Source organism: Pseudoxanthomonas kalamensis DSM 18571, from assembly GCF_010211745.1.
Taxonomy (GTDB): domain Bacteria; phylum Pseudomonadota; class Gammaproteobacteria; order Xanthomonadales; family Xanthomonadaceae; genus Pseudoxanthomonas_A; species Pseudoxanthomonas_A kalamensis.
Window position 1 is genome coordinate 248,255 of record NZ_PDWQ01000003.1, and the last position, 15,864, is coordinate 264,118.

At 67.3% G+C, this 15,864-nt stretch carries 13 protein-coding genes and 1 tRNA gene; 10 read left to right on the forward strand and 4 right to left on the reverse strand.

Annotated elements, in window-relative coordinates:
• Positions 1-18: 18 nt before the first annotated feature.
• Both CSC70_RS07545 and uvrA read right to left on the reverse strand, forming a co-directional pair.
• The gene (locus CSC70_RS07545; protein WP_162456058.1) at positions 19-435 is read right to left on the reverse strand and encodes an acyl-CoA thioesterase; all 417 of its coding nucleotides are present in this window, start codon (positions 433-435) and stop codon (positions 19-21) included.
• Positions 432-3,332 (reverse strand): excinuclease ABC subunit UvrA, encoded by a 2,901-nt coding sequence (uvrA, locus tag CSC70_RS07550; protein WP_246189350.1) that lies wholly within the window; start codon positions 3,330-3,332, stop codon positions 432-434. Before uvrA ends, CSC70_RS07545 begins: the two co-directional genes overlap by 4 nt.
• Positions 3,333-3,599: 267 nt before the next feature.
• Here uvrA and rplU point away from each other — a divergent pair, with 267 nt between their 5' ends.
• From rplU to cgtA, 3 genes are all read left to right on the forward strand, one after another.
• Positions 3,600-3,908: a 50S ribosomal protein L21 gene (gene rplU, locus CSC70_RS07555; protein WP_162456059.1), complete on the forward strand. Its 309-nt coding sequence runs from the start codon at positions 3,600-3,602 to the stop codon at positions 3,906-3,908.
• 12 nt (positions 3,909-3,920) lie between these two features.
• On the forward strand, positions 3,921-4,181 hold the full coding sequence (gene rpmA, locus CSC70_RS07560; protein WP_162456060.1) for a 50S ribosomal protein L27: 261 nt from the start codon (positions 3,921-3,923) through the stop codon (positions 4,179-4,181).
• A gap of 277 nt (positions 4,182-4,458) precedes the next feature.
• Positions 4,459-5,541: an Obg family GTPase CgtA gene (gene cgtA, locus CSC70_RS07565; protein ID WP_162456061.1), complete on the forward strand. Its 1,083-nt coding sequence runs from the start codon at positions 4,459-4,461 to the stop codon at positions 5,539-5,541.
• 115 nt (positions 5,542-5,656) lie between these two features.
• On the opposite strand, the gene rpsT is transcribed toward cgtA, so the two are convergent.
• Positions 5,657-5,926 (reverse strand): 30S ribosomal protein S20, encoded by a 270-nt coding sequence (gene rpsT, locus CSC70_RS07570; RefSeq protein ID WP_162456062.1) that lies wholly within the window; start codon positions 5,924-5,926, stop codon positions 5,657-5,659.
• A 154-nt stretch (positions 5,927-6,080) separates the two neighbouring features.
• Between rpsT and murJ the strand changes: the two genes are divergently transcribed.
• From murJ to CSC70_RS07600, 6 genes are all read left to right on the forward strand, one after another.
• Complete coding sequence (gene murJ / locus CSC70_RS07575) at positions 6,081-7,739, forward strand: murein biosynthesis integral membrane protein MurJ (protein WP_162456063.1); 1,659 nt, start codon at positions 6,081-6,083, stop codon at positions 7,737-7,739.
• Between the two features lie 65 nt (positions 7,740-7,804).
• Positions 7,805-8,752 carry a bifunctional riboflavin kinase/FAD synthetase gene (locus CSC70_RS07580; protein ID WP_162456064.1) on the forward strand — a complete coding sequence of 316 codons (948 nt, stop codon included), beginning with the start codon at positions 7,805-7,807 and terminating at the stop codon, positions 8,750-8,752.
• Entirely contained in the window at positions 8,749-11,580 is a 2,832-nt protein-coding gene (gene ileS, locus CSC70_RS07585) for an isoleucine--tRNA ligase (RefSeq protein ID WP_162456065.1), read from the forward strand. The genes CSC70_RS07580 and ileS overlap by 4 nt, the downstream gene beginning before the upstream one ends.
• Entirely contained in the window at positions 11,580-12,110 is a 531-nt protein-coding gene (gene lspA / locus CSC70_RS07590) for a signal peptidase II (protein WP_162456066.1), read from the forward strand. The genes ileS and lspA overlap by 1 nt, the downstream gene beginning before the upstream one ends.
• 49 nt (positions 12,111-12,159) lie before the next feature.
• On the forward strand, positions 12,160-13,110 hold the full coding sequence (ispH, locus tag CSC70_RS07595) for a 4-hydroxy-3-methylbut-2-enyl diphosphate reductase (protein ID WP_162456067.1): 951 nt from the start codon (positions 12,160-12,162) through the stop codon (positions 13,108-13,110).
• A 62-nt stretch (positions 13,111-13,172) separates the two neighbouring features.
• Positions 13,173-13,248: transfer RNA gene (locus CSC70_RS07600), tRNA-Thr, on the forward strand.
• A gap of 54 nt (positions 13,249-13,302) precedes the next feature.
• Here the strand turns inward: CSC70_RS07600 and CSC70_RS07605 are convergent.
• A complete protein-coding gene (locus CSC70_RS07605) occupies positions 13,303-14,295 on the reverse strand; it encodes a dioxygenase family protein (protein WP_162456068.1) in 993 nt (330 codons plus the stop codon).
• Between the two features lie 169 nt (positions 14,296-14,464).
• Between CSC70_RS07605 and radA the strand changes: the two genes are divergently transcribed.
• Positions 14,465-15,856: a DNA repair protein RadA gene (gene radA / locus CSC70_RS07610; protein WP_162456254.1), complete on the forward strand. Its 1,392-nt coding sequence runs from the start codon at positions 14,465-14,467 to the stop codon at positions 15,854-15,856.
• The last annotated feature ends 8 nt before the right edge of the window (positions 15,857-15,864 follow it).

A 15,864-nucleotide genomic window follows, 5' to 3' on the forward strand; every position in this document is an offset into this window, starting at 1 on the left:
ATGGGAATGGGATACGGCTCAGCTTGACGCGGCGCGGATCGCGTCCGGCAGCGGTACGCTCTTGCCGGCGTGGGTATCGATCCATGCTGCGGTGGCGCTGCCGTCGCAGTACAGCACTGATTCGTCGTCGGCATCGAGGATGCGATGGCCGATGGTCACGCTACTGCTGCCCAGGCGCATGATGAACAGTTCGACCATCAGTTCGGCCGGCCACGTGATCGGGCGGCGATAGTTGATGTCTGCATTGACCAGCACCGGCAGGCAGCGGTCCTGCATGCTGAAACCGGGAATGGTGGCCAGCCAGCGCACGCGTGCTTCCTCGATGTAGGACAGGTACATGGCGTTGTTGACATGGCCGAAGCTGTCCATGTCGCGCCAGCGCACACTCAGCGGAATGCGGGCCAGCAGTCTGGGGGAGGAGTCGGTCGTGTTCATGCGGTTTTCTTGCGGCGGGGGGAACGGGTGCCGCGCCCGGAGGCGGGCGCAGCAGGGTCGAGCAGCTTGGCGAGGAAGCGACCGGTGTGCGAAGCCGGGTTCGCGGCGATCTCCTCGGGGGTGCCGGTGGCGATCACGCTGCCGCCGCGGTGGCCGCCTTCCGGTCCCAGGTCGACCACCCGGTCGGCGGTCTTGATCACATCCAGGTTGTGCTCAATGACGACGATGGTGTTGCCGTCGTCGCGCAGCTTGTGCAGCACTGCCAGCAGATGCTCGATGTCGTGGAAATGCAGGCCGGTGGTCGGTTCGTCGAGAATGTACAGCGTGCGCCCGGTATCGCGGCGCGACAGCTCCTTCGACAGCTTGACCCGCTGCGCCTCGCCGCCGGACAGGGTGGTCGCGCTCTGGCCCAGGCGGATGTAGCTCAGGCCCACGTCCATCAGTGTTTCCAGCTTGCGCGCGATCGCCGGCACCGGCTCGAACAGGGCCAGCGCGTCTTCGACGGTCATTTCCAGCACGTCGTTGATGTTGTAGCCCTTGTACAGGATCTCCAGCGTCTCGCGGTTGTAGCGCTTGCCGTGACAGACGTCGCAGGGTACGTACACGTCAGGCAGAAAGTGCATCTCGACCTTGATCAGGCCGTCGCCCTGGCAGGCTTCGCAGCGGCCGCCGCGCACGTTGAAGCTGAAGCGCCCGGGTGAATAGCCGCGCGCGCGCGCCTCGGGCACCTGCGCGAACAGTTCCCGCAGGGGGGTGAACAGGCCGGTGTAGGTGGCCGGATTGCTGCGCGGGGTGCGCCCGATCGGCGACTGGTCGATGTCCACGACCTTGTCGAACAGGTCGAGGCCCTCGATTTCGCGGTACGGCGCCGGTGCGTGCGAGGCGCCGTTGATCTCGTTGGCGGCCAGCGAATACAGCGTGTCGTTGACCAGGGTCGACTTGCCCGAACCGGACACGCCGGTGATGCAGGTGAACAGCCCGGCGGGGATGTCCAGATCGACGTCCTTCAGGTTGTTGCCGCTGGCGCCGCGCAGGTGCAGGGTCATCTTGTGATTCGGCTTGTGCCGGGTCTTCGGCACCTCGATCCGGCGCTTGCCGGACAGGTACTGCCCGGTCAGCGAGCGCGGTGCCCGCAGGATGTCCCGCAGCGATCCCTGACCGACGATTTCGCCGCCGTGCACGCCGGCGCCGGGGCCGATGTCGAGGATGTGGTCGGCGGCGCGGATGGCGTCCTCGTCGTGCTCGACCACGATCACCGTGTTGCCGAGGTCGCGCAGCCGGACCAGGGTGCCCAGCAGGCGTTCGTTGTCGCGCTGGTGCAGGCCGATCGACGGCTCGTCCAGCACGTACATCACCCCGACCAGACCGGCACCGATCTGGCTGGCCAGGCGGATGCGCTGCGCCTCGCCGCCGGACAGAGTGTCGGCCTTGCGCTCCAGGGTCAGGTAGTCGAGGCCGACGTCGACCAGGAAGCCCAGCCGCTCGCCGATCTCCTTGACGATCCTGGCGGCGATCTCGCCGCGCCAGCCCGGCAGGCTGAGATGGCGGAAGAAGGTCAGCGCCTCGTCCACCGGCATCACCACGATCTCCGGCAGCGGCTTGTCGGCGACGAACACATTGCGCGCGGCCTTGTTGAGCCGGGCGCCGCCGCATTCGGGGCAGGGCCGCTCGCTGATGTACTTGGACAGTTCCTCGCGCACCGCCGACGACTCGGTTTCGCGATAGCGCCGCTCCAGGTTGGGCAGGATGCCCTCGAACTTGTGCTTGCGCTGGTTGCGACCGCCGGCTTCGGTGAGATAGGTGAACACGATCTGCTCGTCGCCGCTGCCGTACAGCACCGCCTGACGCACGTTGTCCGGCAGCGACTGCCACGGTGCGTCGACGTCGAACCGGTAGTGCCTGGCCAGTGAGGCGATCAGCTGGAAGTAGTAGGCGTTGCGCCGGTCCCAGCCGCGCACGGCGCCGGCGGCCAGCGACAGCTCCGGATGCACGACCACGCGGGCGGGGTCGAAGAATTCGGCCATGCCCAGACCGTCGCAGCCGGGACAGGCGCCGACCGGCGAGTTGAAGGAGAACAGTCGCGGCTCCAGCTCGGGCAGCGAGTAGTCGCAGACCGGGCAGGAGTACTTCGACGAAAACAGCATCGGCGTCGCGTCGGCCCGGTCCAGCGACATCACCGCGGCCATGCCGTCGCCCAGCTTCAGCGCGGTCTCGAAGCTCTCGGCCAGCCGTTGCTTCAGTTCGGCGCGCGGACGGAAACGGTCGATCACCGCCTCGATGGTGTGCTTCTGCCGCAGCGCCAGCGCCGGCACCGCGTCGATTTCGTGCAGCTCGCCGTCCACCCGTACCCGCACGAAGCCCTGCGCGCGCAGCTGTTCGAACACCTGCACGTGCTCGCCCTTGCGTTCGCGCACCACCGGCGCCAGCAGCATCCAGCGCTGCTCGGCAGTGTCCGGATCCTCGCCCAGCGCCAGCACCTGGTCGACCATCTGGCTGACCGTCTGCGCCTCCAGCGGATAGCCGTGGTCGGGGCAGCGCGGCAGGCCGGCGCGCGCGTACAGCAGGCGCAGGTAGTCGTAGATTTCGGTGATGGTGCCGACCGTCGAGCGCGGGTTGTGGCTGGTGGACTTCTGCTCGATCGAGATCGCCGGCGACAGGCCCTCGATGTGGTCCAGGTCGGGTTTTTCCATCACGCTGAGGAACTGCCGGGCGTAGGCCGACAGCGATTCGACGTAGCGGCGCTGGCCCTCGGCATAGATGGTATCGAAGGCCAGCGACGACTTGCCCGAGCCGGACAGGCCGGTGATCACGATCAGCCGGTCGCGTGGCAGGTCGAGATCGATGTTCTTGAGGTTGTGCGTCCGCGCGCCGCGGATGCGGATGAAATCCATGGCCATCGGGTGGGGGAGTCCGGTCGGGTCTGGAGGAGGCCGCAAGGCAATCCGTCAGCGTACCGGCCCGCGGATTCCGGGGCAAATGACTGTCAGCTCCGCTTCCCAGCCCGGCCGCCGGGCCGTCATTGCCTCGGGATCGCCCCGGGGAGCCGGCCTGCTCGCGTCGGCAGGAGGTTCTTGCGCATAACTTGCTGAATCCCCTATAATTCCGCTTCTGTCTGCCCGGTCAGGGCGGCAGCGACCACAATAACTACAGAGGAATGCCTGGTCATGTACGCAGTACTGGTCACCGGCGGTAAGCAATACCGCGTTGCGCAGGGCGAAACGCTCCGCGTGGAAAAGCTCGAGGCCGATGCCGGCAGCGAGGTCAAGTTCGACAATGTCCTGATGCTGGGCGATGGCGAGTCCATCACCGTCGGCGACGCCCTGAAGGGTGCCACCGTCACCGCCAAGGTCGTCGGCCACGGCCGCGCCGACAAGGTGCGCATCATCAAGTTCCGCCGCCGCAAGCACCACATGAAGCAGCAGGGGCACCGGCAGCATTACACCGAAATCGAAATCACCGGCATCAGCAAGTAAGGAGAAGCAGTCATGGCACACAAAAAGGGCGTAGGTTCATCGCGCAACGGCCGCGACTCCAACCCGAAGATGCTCGGCGTGAAAGTCTACGGCGGTCAGGCCATCGAGGCCGGCAACATTATCGTGCGTCAGCGCGGTACCCAGTTCCATCCGGGTGCGGGCGTCGGCCTGGGTCGCGATCACACGCTGTTCGCGCTGGTCGACGGCAAGGTGGAGTTTTCCATCAAGGGCCCGAAGAAGCGTCGCACGGTCAGCGTGGTCGGCGAAGCCTGAGGCTCGCCGCCGCTTCGCGAAGGGCCCCGCCGCGTGCGGGGCTTTTCGTTTGCGGGCCGCGCCGACTTCATGTTCGCCTCACGCGGCGCGCGCATCCTCATTCCACATATTCGGTATTGGGTTGGTGATTGTCGTCATCCCGGCGAAAGCCGGGATCCAGCTTGGTGGACGCTCAGCCATGCACGGATTCCGGCTTTTGCCGGAATGACGGGCAAAAGCGGATACGCTTTGCCTGCATCGAACCACCAACTCTGAATCACTCATCACGGCTGCATTCATGAAACTCGTCGACGAAGCTGAAATCCAGGTCACTGCCGGCAACGGCGGCCACGGCTGCGTCGGTTTCCGTCGCGAGAAGTTCATCCCACTGGGCGGGCCGGACGGCGGCGACGGTGGCGACGGTGGCAGCGTCTGGCTGCAGGCCGACGAGAACCTCAACACCCTGGTCGATTTCCGTCACCAGAAGCTGTTCCGCGCTCAGCGTGGCGAGAACGGCATGGGCCGGCAGATGTACGGCAAGGGCGGCGAAGACCTGACCATCACCGTACCGGTCGGCACCGTGATCACCAATGTCGAGACCGACGAGGTCATCGGCGACCTGACCGAACACGGCCAGCGCCTGCTGGTCGCGCGCGGCGGCAAGGGCGGGCTGGGCAACATGCACTTCAAGAGCTCGGTCAACCGCGCGCCGCGCCAGGCCACGCCGGGCGGCGAGGGCGAGCAGCGGATGCTGAAGCTGGAGTTGAAGCTGCTGGCCGACGTCGGCCTGCTGGGCTTCCCCAATGCCGGCAAGAGCACCTTCATCCGTGCGGTGTCGGCAGCCACGCCGAAGGTGGCCGACTACCCGTTCACCACCTTGTATCCCAACCTCGGCGTGGTCAGCGTGGAGCCACACCGCAGCTTCGTCATCGCCGACGTTCCCGGCCTGATCGAGGGCGCCGCCGATGGCGCCGGTCTGGGCGCGCAGTTCCTGCGCCACCTGCAGCGCACCCGCCTGCTGCTGCATCTGGTGGATATTTCACCGATGGAAGGCGGGGTGGAGGGCGTGTCGCCGGCCGAACAGGTACGGGCGATCGAGCGCGAACTGGGCAGGCACGATCCGGAACTGCTGGCCAAGCCGCGCTGGCTGGTGCTGAACAAGGCCGACCTGATGTTCGAGGACGAGGCGCAGGCCGAAGTCGAGAAGCTGGTCGGCGAGCTGGGCTGGGAAGGGCCACGCTATCTGGTGTCGGCGATTTCGCGCGAGGGTACCTGGCCGGTGGCGAAGGACGTGATGGCGTTCTTCGAGCGCCAGGACCGGGACGCGGCGGAAGCCGCGGCCGAAGCTGCGGGACATTCGGCGGACGCCGATGGCGGCTGAAGTAGGCGTCGTCGCCGGCGATTTTCACACCGGCAACGAAAAACCCGGCCGAAGCCGGGTTTCCGCTCATCCTCGCAATGACCGCCGCTGCCGCGCGCGTGCGCGGCGTGCGGGATCAGGCGGCCTGCAGCGCCTTGATGCGGGCGGTCAGGCGGCTCTTGTGGCGAGCGGCCTTGTTCCGGTGGATCAGGCCGCGCGAGCTGAAGCGGTCGATCAGCGGCTGGGCCGCGGCGAAGGCTTCCTGGGCGCCGGCCAGGTCGTTGGCGTCGAGCGCCTTGATGACTTTCTTGATGGAGGTGCGCAGCTGCGAACGCTGGGCCGTGTTGCGCGCATTGCGCACGACGGTCTGCTTGGCGCGCTTCTTGGCGGACTTGATGTTGGCCACGATGGAATCCTGGAATTCGGTTGTACGGGGTTGCGGGATGAGGTTCGGCGAACGCGAAACCGCCGGCAGGCGCCGGGTTTTCGCGGTAAAGAGCAAGAAATTATGGCGGATTCAGTAACTTGCGTCAACCATCCCGGCCGGCGGCGGTGCCGCCATGACTGAGCCGGCCGCGACCTCCGCCGCAGCGGCGGCAACGCCCCGCCGGGCCGGCCTGCTGCGCTCCAGCGCGGTGTTCAGCGCGATGACCCTGTTGTCGCGGATCTCCGGCCTGGTCCGCGACCAGGTCTACGCCAACACCTTCGGTGCCAGCCCGGCGATGGACGCCTTCCTGGTCGCCTTCCGCATCCCCAACTTTCTGCGTCGGCTGTCGGCCGAGGGCTCGTTTGCCATGGCCTTCGTGCCGGTGCTGGCCGAGTACAAGGAAAAGGGCGACCGGCAGGCGGTCAAGGAACTGGTCGACCGGGTCACCGGCACCCTGCTGGCCGCGCTGCTGGTGGTCACCGCCGTGGTGGTGCTGGCCGCGCCGTGGGTGATGCGGGTGTTCGCACCGGGCTTCGACCCGATGTCCGAACAGGGGCAGCTGGCGGTGCAGATGCTGCGCATCACCTTCCCGTACCTGCTGTTCATATCATTGGCTGCGCTGGCCGGCGGCATCCTCAACAGCTACCAGCGCTTCGCGGTACCGGCGCTGTCGCCGGTGCTGCTGAACCTGGCGATGATCACCGCCGCGCTGGCGCTGGCGCCGCGCCTGCAGCAGCCGGTGATGGCGCTGGCTTGGGGCGTGTTCGTCGCCGGCATCCTGCAGCTGGCGTTCCAGTTGCCGTCGCTGGCACGGCTGGGCCTGCTGCCGCGACCGCGGCTGGCCGGTGGGCATGCCGGGGTCGGCAAGGTGATGCGGCTGATGGTGCCGACCCTGTTCGGCTCCTCGGTGGCGCAGTTGAACATGCTGCTGAACACGGTGGCGGCCTCGCTGCTGGTCAGCGGCAGCGTGACCTGGCTATATTTCGCCGACCGCCTGCTGGAGTTCCCGCTGGGGATGTTCGGGGTGGCGATCGGTACGGTGATTCTGCCGCACCTGTCCAGCCGGCATGCGGCCACCGACCCGGACGGCTATTCGAAGGCGCTCGACTGGGGCCTGCGGCTGTGCCTGTTGATCGGCCTGCCGGCGTGCCTAGGCCTGATCCTGTGCGCGCAGCCGCTGGTGTCGACCCTGTTCCAGCACGGCCGCTTCGATGCCGACGACACCCGCATGGCGCAGTGGGCGGTAATGGCGCTGGCCAGCGCGTTGCCGGCGTTCCTGCTGGTGAAGGTATTGGCGCCGGCGTTCTATTCGCGCCAGGACACCCGCACGCCGGTGAAAGCGGCGGTGATGGCGGTGCTGGGCAACCTGCTGGTCAACCTGTTGCTGCTGGCCGGACTGGTGTACCTGACCGAGCCGGGCAGGGCGGCGTTGGCGCTGACCGGCGGTTCGCCGATCGCGGCGCTGGGCGAGATTCCCGGTGCGCATGTCTGCCTGGCCATCGGTACCGCGGTGGCGGGCTGGCTGAATGCGCTGCAGTTGTGGTGGTACCTGCGCCGGGCGCGGGTCTATCGGCGCGAGCCGGGCTGGGCGAAGTTCCTATTGCGGCTGGGCGTGTCCTGTCTGGCGATGCTGGCGGCGGTCGTCGCCCTGCTGTGGCTGTGGCAGGACTGGAGCAGCTGGCACTGGAGCGAACGCGCCTGGAAGCTGGCGGTGGTGGTGGGTGCGGGCGCAGCGGCCTATGTGCTGACGCTGTGGCTGCAGGGCATGCGCCTGCGCGATCTGCGGCATTGAGGGAAGGATTCCCGATCGGGCGATGGCGGGCGGGACCGTCCGGCCCGCTATACTTGCCGCTTCATATGGGCAGGCTGTTTCGTGACGTCGACGGCGGGGTGTTGTTCCCGCAGGGTAGCGTGGTCTGCATCGGCGCCTTCGACGGCCTGCACCAGGGCCATCGTGCGCTGGTGCGCCACGCCGTTTCGCGTGGGCGGCAGTCGGGCTTGCCGGCGGTGGCGTTGAGTTTCGAGCCGCTGCCGCGAGAGTTCTTCGCCCGCGACACGCCGCCGCCGCGGCTGACCCTGCCGCGGGCCAAGGTGGAAGGGTTGCTGGGTCTGGGCGTCGAAGGCATCGGCCTGCTGCGATTCAATGCCGCACTGTCGGCGATGCCGGCCGAGGATTTCGTCCAGCGCCTGCTGGTCGGCCGCCTGCAGGCGCGTGAAGTGTGGATCGGCCCGGACTTTCGCTTCGGCCACCGCCGCGGCGGCGACTTGGCGCTGCTACGGACGATGGGTGCCGGGCTCGGTTTCGCCGCCGGCGAGATCGAGCCGGTCGATCACCACGACGGCCGCGTATCCAGCACGCGCATCCGCGAATGCCTTCGCCAGGGCGACTTCGCCAGTGCGGCACGACTGCTGGGGCGTCCGTACGCGATCGGCGGGCGGGTGGTGCGCGGGCGGCAACTGGGGCGCACGCTGGGCTTTCCGACCGCCAACCTGCGTTTCCCCAAGACCCCGGCGCTGTCCGGCATCTATGCCACCCGGGTGCACGGAGTCGGTGCGCAGCCATGGCCGTCGGTCTCCAGCTTCGGCACCCGGCCGACGGTGGACGGCGTCGAACCGTTGCTGGAAGCACATCTGTTCGACTTCGACGGCGATCTGTACGGGCGCCACATCGAAGTCGAATTCGTCGCCAAGCTGCGCGACGAGCTGAAATTCCCCGACTTGCCCAGCCTGACCGAGCAGATGCATCGCGATGCGGCCGAGGCACGTTCCCTTCTTTCCGAACACCAACGACGAGCGACGGCGTGAGCCAGGACTACAAAGCCACCCTCAACCTGCCGGCCACGGACTTCCCGATGCGCGGCGACCTGCCCAAGCGCGAGCCGGCGATGCTGGAGCGCTGGTATGCCGAGGATCTGTACTCGCGGCTGCGTGAGAACGCCAGCGGACGGCCGCTGTTCGTGCTGCACGACGGCCCGCCGTACGCCAACGGTGCCATTCATCTGGGCCACGCAGTCAACAAGATCCTCAAGGACATCATCGTCAAGTCGCGCTATCTGGCCGGCTACGACGCGCCGTACATCCCCGGCTGGGATTGCCACGGCCTGCCGATCGAGATCGCCATCGAGAAGAAGTACGGCAAGGTCGGGGTCAAGCTGGACGCGGCCGAGTTCCGGCAGAAGTGCCGCGAATACGCCGAGTCGCAGGTCGAACTGCAGTGCAGGGACTTCAAGCGCCTGGGCGTGATCGGCGACTGGGACCACCCGTACAAGTCGCTGGATTTCCGCTACGAGGCCAACGAGATCCGCGCGCTGGCCAAGATCGTCGCCAACGGCCACCTGACCCGCGGGGTGAAGCCGGTGCATTGGTGCTTCGACTGCGGTTCGGCGCTGGCCGAGGCCGAGATCGAATACCAGGACAAGGTGTCGCCGGCGATCGACGTGGCCTACGCCGCGCGCGACCCGCAGGCGCTGGCGCGGCGCTTCGGCGTCGAGCTGCCCGAGGGTGTCGAGGTCGCGCTGCCGATCTGGACCACCACGCCGTGGACGCTGCCGGCCTCGCTGGCGGTGTCGCTAGGGCCGGAGCTGGACTACGTGCTGGTGGAAGGCCCGGCGCACGGCGGCAAGCGCCGCTGGCTGGTGCTGGCACAGGCGCTGGCCGAGCGCGTGCTGCAGCGTTACGGCGTGACCGACATGGTCGTGCACGGGCAGGCGGTCAACGGCACGGGGTTGGAAGGTGCGCTGCTGGCGCATCCGTTCTACGAACGCGATATCCCGGTCATCGTCGGCGAGCACGTGTCCGCCGAGGACGGTACCGGCGCCGTACACACCGCGCCCGGACACGGCCAGGACGACTACGTGGCGGCCCGGCGCTACGGCATCGTCGAGCAGTACACCGCCGCGCAACTGAACCCGGTCGACGGACGTGGCGTGTATCTGCCGTCCACGCCGCCGGCCGGCGACACGCCGCTGGCCGGGCTGCATATCTGGAAGGCCAACGATGTCATCGTCGAGGTGCTGCGCGACAACGGCAGCCTGCTGGCGCTGCAGAAGATCGAGCACAGCTATCCGCATTGCTGGCGGCACAAGTCGCCGATCGCGTTCCGCGCCACCCCGCAGTGGTTCATTTCGATGGAGCAGGCCCACCTGCGCCGCGACGCGCTGGCCGCAATCAAGACCGTCGGCTGGTTCCCGACCTGGGGCGAGGCGCGCATCACCTCGATGGTGGAAGGGCGGCCGGACTGGACGATTTCGCGCCAGCGCACCTGGGGCGTGCCGATCGCCTTGTTCATTCACCGCGAAACCGGCGAACCGCATCCGCGCAGCGTCGAACTGATGGAGCAGGTGGCGACCTACGTGGAAAAGGACGGCGTCGATGCCTGGTACGCGCTGGACCCGGCCGAACTGCTCGGCGACGAGGCGGCCGATTACGACAAGGTCACCGACATCCTCGACGTGTGGTTCGATTCCGGCGTCACCCACGAATGCGTGCTGCGCGAGCGTGGCCTGGGAAAACCGGCCGATCTGTACCTGGAAGGCTCCGACCAGCACCGCGGCTGGTTCCAGTCTTCGCTGCTGACCGGAGTGGCGATCGACGGCGCGGCGCCGTACCGGCAATGCCTGACCCACGGCTTCACCGTGGACGAACACGGCCGCAAGATGTCCAAGTCGCTTGGCAATGGCATCGAGCCGCAGGACATCATGAAGACACTGGGTGCGGACATCCTGCGCCTGTGGATCGCCTCGGCCGATTACAGCAACGAGATGTCGCTGTCGCAGGAAATCCTCAAGCGCAATGCCGATGCCTATCGCCGCATCCGCAACACCGCGCGTTTCCTGCTCGGCAACCTGCATGGCTTCGATCCGGATGCGCATCTGCGTCCGCTCGACGACATGGTGGCGCTGGACCGCTGGATCGTGCACCGCGCCTGGGAGGTGCAGGAGAAGATCGCCGCCGCCTACGAGCGCTACAATTTTTCCGAGATCATCCAGTTGCTGCTGAATTTCTGCAGCGTCGATCTCGGCTCGCTGTACCTGGACGTGACCAAGGACCGCCTGTACACGATGCGCGAGGATTCGCGTGGACGGCGCAGCGCGCAGAGCGCGATGTACCGCATCGCCGAGGCCTTCGTGCGCTGGATCGCGCCGGTGCTCAGCTTCACCGCCGACGAGATGTGGGGTTACCTGCCGGGTGCGCGCAAGGACAACGTGCTATTCGCCACCTGGTACGAAGGGCTGGCCCCGCTGCCGGCCGATGCGCCGCTGTCGGCGGCCGATTTCGACGCTCTGCTGGCCTTGCGCGAGCAGGTGGCCAAGGTGCTGGAGCCGATGCGCGCCAACGGCGTGATCGGCGCGGCGCTGGACGCGGAAATCCAGGTGTCGGCGAATGCGGCCACGGTGGCGAAGTGGGCGCCGCTGGCCGATGAGCTGCGCTTCCTGTTCATCAGCGGCGACGTCGGCCTGAGCACGGTCGAGGCCGACGAGGTGTTCGTGCTGGCCGAGGCCAGCGCCAAACCCAAGTGCGTGCGCTGCTGGCACCACCGCGCCGATGTCGGTACGCATGCCGCGCATCCGCAGCTATGCGGCCGATGCGCGTCCAACGTCGACGGTCCCGGCGAAGATCGGAGCTGGTTCTGATGCCGGTTCGCGCCAGACCCAATGCGCTGGTCTGGCTGCTGCTGTCGGCGGCAGTCATCGCCCTGGACCAGTGGAGCAAGGCCTGGGTGCTGTCTTCGCTGCCGGAATTCACCCCGGTCGCGGTCATCGACGGATTCTGGAACTGGTACCGCACCTACAATACCGGCGCAGCGTTCAGCTTCCTCAGCGGCGCCGGCGGCTGGCAGACCTGGCTGTTCACCGCGCTCGCGGTCGGCGTCAGTGGCCTGTTGGGCTACTGGCTGTGGAAGCTGCCGCGCGGCGACTGGCGGCAGGCGCTGCCGTATTCGCTGGTGATCGGTGGTGCGCTCGGCAACGTCATCGACCGCCTGTTGCACGGCCACGTGATCGACTTCATCCAGTGGTACTGGCGGGACCACTACTGGCCGGCCTTCAATCTGGCCGATTCGGCCATTGTTGCCGGCGCCATCGGCATCGCCTTGCTGGGTCTGACCGGCGGAGGCGGGAAGCGGGTGGAGAGAAACGAGGGACGAGTCGAGAGAAGCGAGTAAACGCGCCACCCACTCGTTTCTCGTTCCTCTCCCCTCTACACTGCTCCCCATGGACGTCCTGCTCGCCAATCCCCGCGGTTTCTGCGCCGGCGTCGATCGCGCGATCGAGATCGTCAAGCGCGCGATCGAAACCCTGGGCGCGCCGATCTACGTGCGTCACGAGGTGGTGCACAACCGTTTCGTGGTCGATGACCTGAAACAGCGCGGCGCGATCTTCGTCGAGGAACTGGACGAGGTGCCGGACGGAGCCACTGTGATTTTCAGCGCCCATGGCGTCTCGCAGGCGGTGCGCCACGAGGCCGACCGGCGTGCGCTGAAGGTGTTCGACGCCACCTGCCCGCTGGTGACCAAGGTGCATCTGGAGGTCTCGCGCCATTGCCGCGCCGGCCGCGACGTGGTGCTGATCGGCCATGCCGGCCACCCCGAGGTGGAAGGCACAATGGGGCAGTGGAACCGCGAAAACGGTGCCGGCCGCATCTATCTGGTCGAGGACATCGGCGATGTCGCGAGCCTGCAGGTCTCGCAGCCGGACAACCTGGCCTACACCACCCAGACCACGCTGTCGGTGGACGACACCGTCGGCATCATCGAAGCCCTGCGCGTGCGTTTCCCGGCGCTGCAAGGGCCGAAGAACGACGACATCTGCTACGCCACCCAGAACCGCCAGGACGCCGTGCGCGAACTGGCCCAGCAATGCGACCTGGTGCTGGTGGTCGGTTCGCCGAACAGTTCCAACTCCAACCGCCTGCGCGAACTGGCGCAGCGCGATGGCGTCGAGGCCTACCTGATCGACGGCGCACAGGAGATCGATCCGGCCTGGGTCGCCGGCAAGCAGCGGGTCGGGGTGACCGCCGGTGCGTCGGCGCCGGAAGTGCTGGTGGCGGGGGTGATCGAGCGCCTGCGCGACCTCGGCGCGGGCAGTGTCGGCGAACTGCATGGCGAGCCGGAGGGCATGGTGTTCGCGCTGCCGAAGGAGTTGCGGCTGCAGCTGGTCGATTGACCCGGGTACCCCCGGCCCCTAGAATTCCCGCCTTGCGCCGGCCCTCGGCTGCGCCGCTTTTTGCCGAAGTAGCTCAGTCGGTAGAGCAACTGATTCGTAATCAGTAGGTCGGAGGTTCGATTCCTCTCTTCGGCACCAGGTGACGAAAAAGCCGCCCATGGGCGGCTTTTTCGTGGTTGCGGCGGCTGTGGATCAATGGCTGCCGTCGCTGGTCGGCCTGCGCTGACCCGGTGGCGGGCCAGGCGGCCGGCGGCCATCGGGCGGTGGTCCGAAACCCTCCGGCGGCGGGCCGCCCGGTCCACCAGGACCGCCGCCCGGAGGCATCTGTCCTTGGGCTTCGCAAACCGTTTCGTCCAGTGAAGTGCGGATCACCAGGGTCTTCGAAGCGAACATCACCCCATCGTCCATCCGTTGCACGTCGAACAGGTAGGGTGTGAAGTCTTCCTCGGCGCCGACGATGCCGTCGGTGGCCAATTGCGTGTCCGGTTGGCCATAGTCCCGATACAGCGACTGTGCGGTGAAGATCTGCTGGTTCAGTGCATCGGGGAACAGCAACTGAGTGGTGACGCTGCTCTGCGCGCCGTCGTCAGCGTCGTAGTCGCCGGTCATCACACGCAGATGAATGTGCACGGCACGACCGCGATACCAGCCTGGATAGCAGGTATCGAAGTTCACCACGCCGTTTTCGTCGGTGCGCTGATAACCGCGGAAAAACTGTTTGTCCAGATCATTCTCGTCGTTGGTACACATGGCCTGGATCTGTCCGGAATAGCCCCCGGTGTAGTTGGTGTGCCAGATCTCGACGATGGCGTCGCGGACGGGCTGGCATTGTGCATCGACCACGCGCAGGGCCAGTCTGAGCGGAATGCCTGCCCAGCCATCGCTGACGTCGCTGCGGAGCGGAGACAGGTCGTGGCAGGGACCGATCGTGGTCATGCAGGTCAGCACACAGGCGCCGCCAAGATCGGACGAGAATGGGTCCGGGAAACGTGCCGGATCGCCGATGGCGGCGGTGCCGCCGCTGGCCCATTCGCCATCGGCGGGGGCATTTCCGCCTTGCGGTTCGGCCGAAGCCGCAGGGCTGCGACAACCGATCAGCCCCAGCACTGGGGCGGCCAGCAGACTGGAGCCGGCCAGGCGCAGCAGCCGGCGGCGTTGGAAAAGGAGATCCTGGGAATTTGGCATGTTGGCGTCCTTGGGATGTCGGGCATGCAACGCTCCGGGAGCAGTCACGTTGACAGATGTGCCGCATGGCGTTGCTCGGTATTCAGTTGCTGCTTGGCCCCGTGGCGATCTCGCCTGCGGAGACCGAGGGACGCTACAGTTGGGCCTGTTCTCGCAACCGGTGTATTCGATGGTCAAGGCCGTGCCGAAATCGCGTTCCTCCCGTGCCGCCTATGTCTGCGGCGAGTGCGGGGCCAGTTTCAGCAAGTGGCAGGGTCAGTGCGGCGAATGCGGCGCGTGGAACACGCTGAGCGAAGTCGCCGTGGAGACGGCTGCGCCGGCCGCGCGCCGCGGCGGTTGGGCCGGCAAGATCGATCCGCCCAAGGTCACCGCACTGAAGGACGTGCGTCACGGCGAACAGGCGCGGGTCTCCACCGGCATCGGCGAGCTGGACCGCGTGCTGGGCGGCGGACTGGCCGACGGCGCGGTGGTGCTGGTGGGCGGCGACCCCGGCATCGGCAAGTCGACCCTGCTGTTGCAGGCGCTGGCGCGGCTGGCCGAGTCGATGCCGGTGCTGTACGTCACCGGCGAGGAGTCGCTGGCCCAGGTCGCCGGCCGTGCGGTGCGGCTGGACCTGCCACTGGACAACCTGCAGGCACTGGCCGAAACCGGGATTGAGAAGATCCTGGAGCATTCGGTGGCCGCGCAACCGCGGGTGATCGTGGCCGATTCGGTACAGACCCTGTGGACCGAAACCCTGACCGCTGCGCCCGGCTCGGTCAGCCAGGTGCGCGAGAGCGCGGCGCGATTGGTGCGTTACGCCAAGGAGACCGGTACCGCAGTATTCCTGGTCGGCCATGTCACCAAGGAAGGCGGGATTGCCGGCCCGCGCGTGCTCGAGCACATGGTTGATGCGGTGCTGTACTTCGAAGGCGAAAGCGGCAGCCGTTTTCGCGTGCTGCGCGCGTTCAAGAACCGCTTCGGTGCGGTCAACGAACTTGGCGTGTTCGCGATGGGCGAAAAGGGCCTGAAGGAAGTGCCCAACCCGTCGGCGATCTTCCTGTCCGGCGGCAGCACCGGTCAGCCCGGCAGTTGCGTGATGGTCACCCGCGAAGGCACGCGGCCGTTGCTGGTGGAAGTGCAGGCGCTGGTGGACAGTTCGCCGCTGTCGAACCCGCGCCGGGTGGCGGTCGGCCTGGAGCAGAATCGTCTGGCGATGCTGCTGGCGGTCCTGCACCGGCATGGCGGGGTGGGGGTCGGCGACCAGGACGTGTTCGTCAACGTGGTCGGCGGCATCCGCGTGCAGGAAACCGCCGCCGACCTGCCGGTGCTGCTGGCGGTGCTGTCGTCGTTGCGCGACCGGCCACTGCCGGAAAAGACCGTCGCCTTCGGCGAGATCGGACTGTCCGGCGAGATCCGCCCGGTGCCCAACGGCGAGGAGCGCCTGCGCGAAGCGGCCACCCACGGCTTCCGGCGTGCGATCGTGCCGAAGGGCAATGCGCCGAAGTCGGGTGCGTTCAAGGGGCTGGAGGTGATCGCGGTCGAGCGGTTGTCGCAGGCGCTGGAAGCGGCGGCGGAATAGCGGCGGGG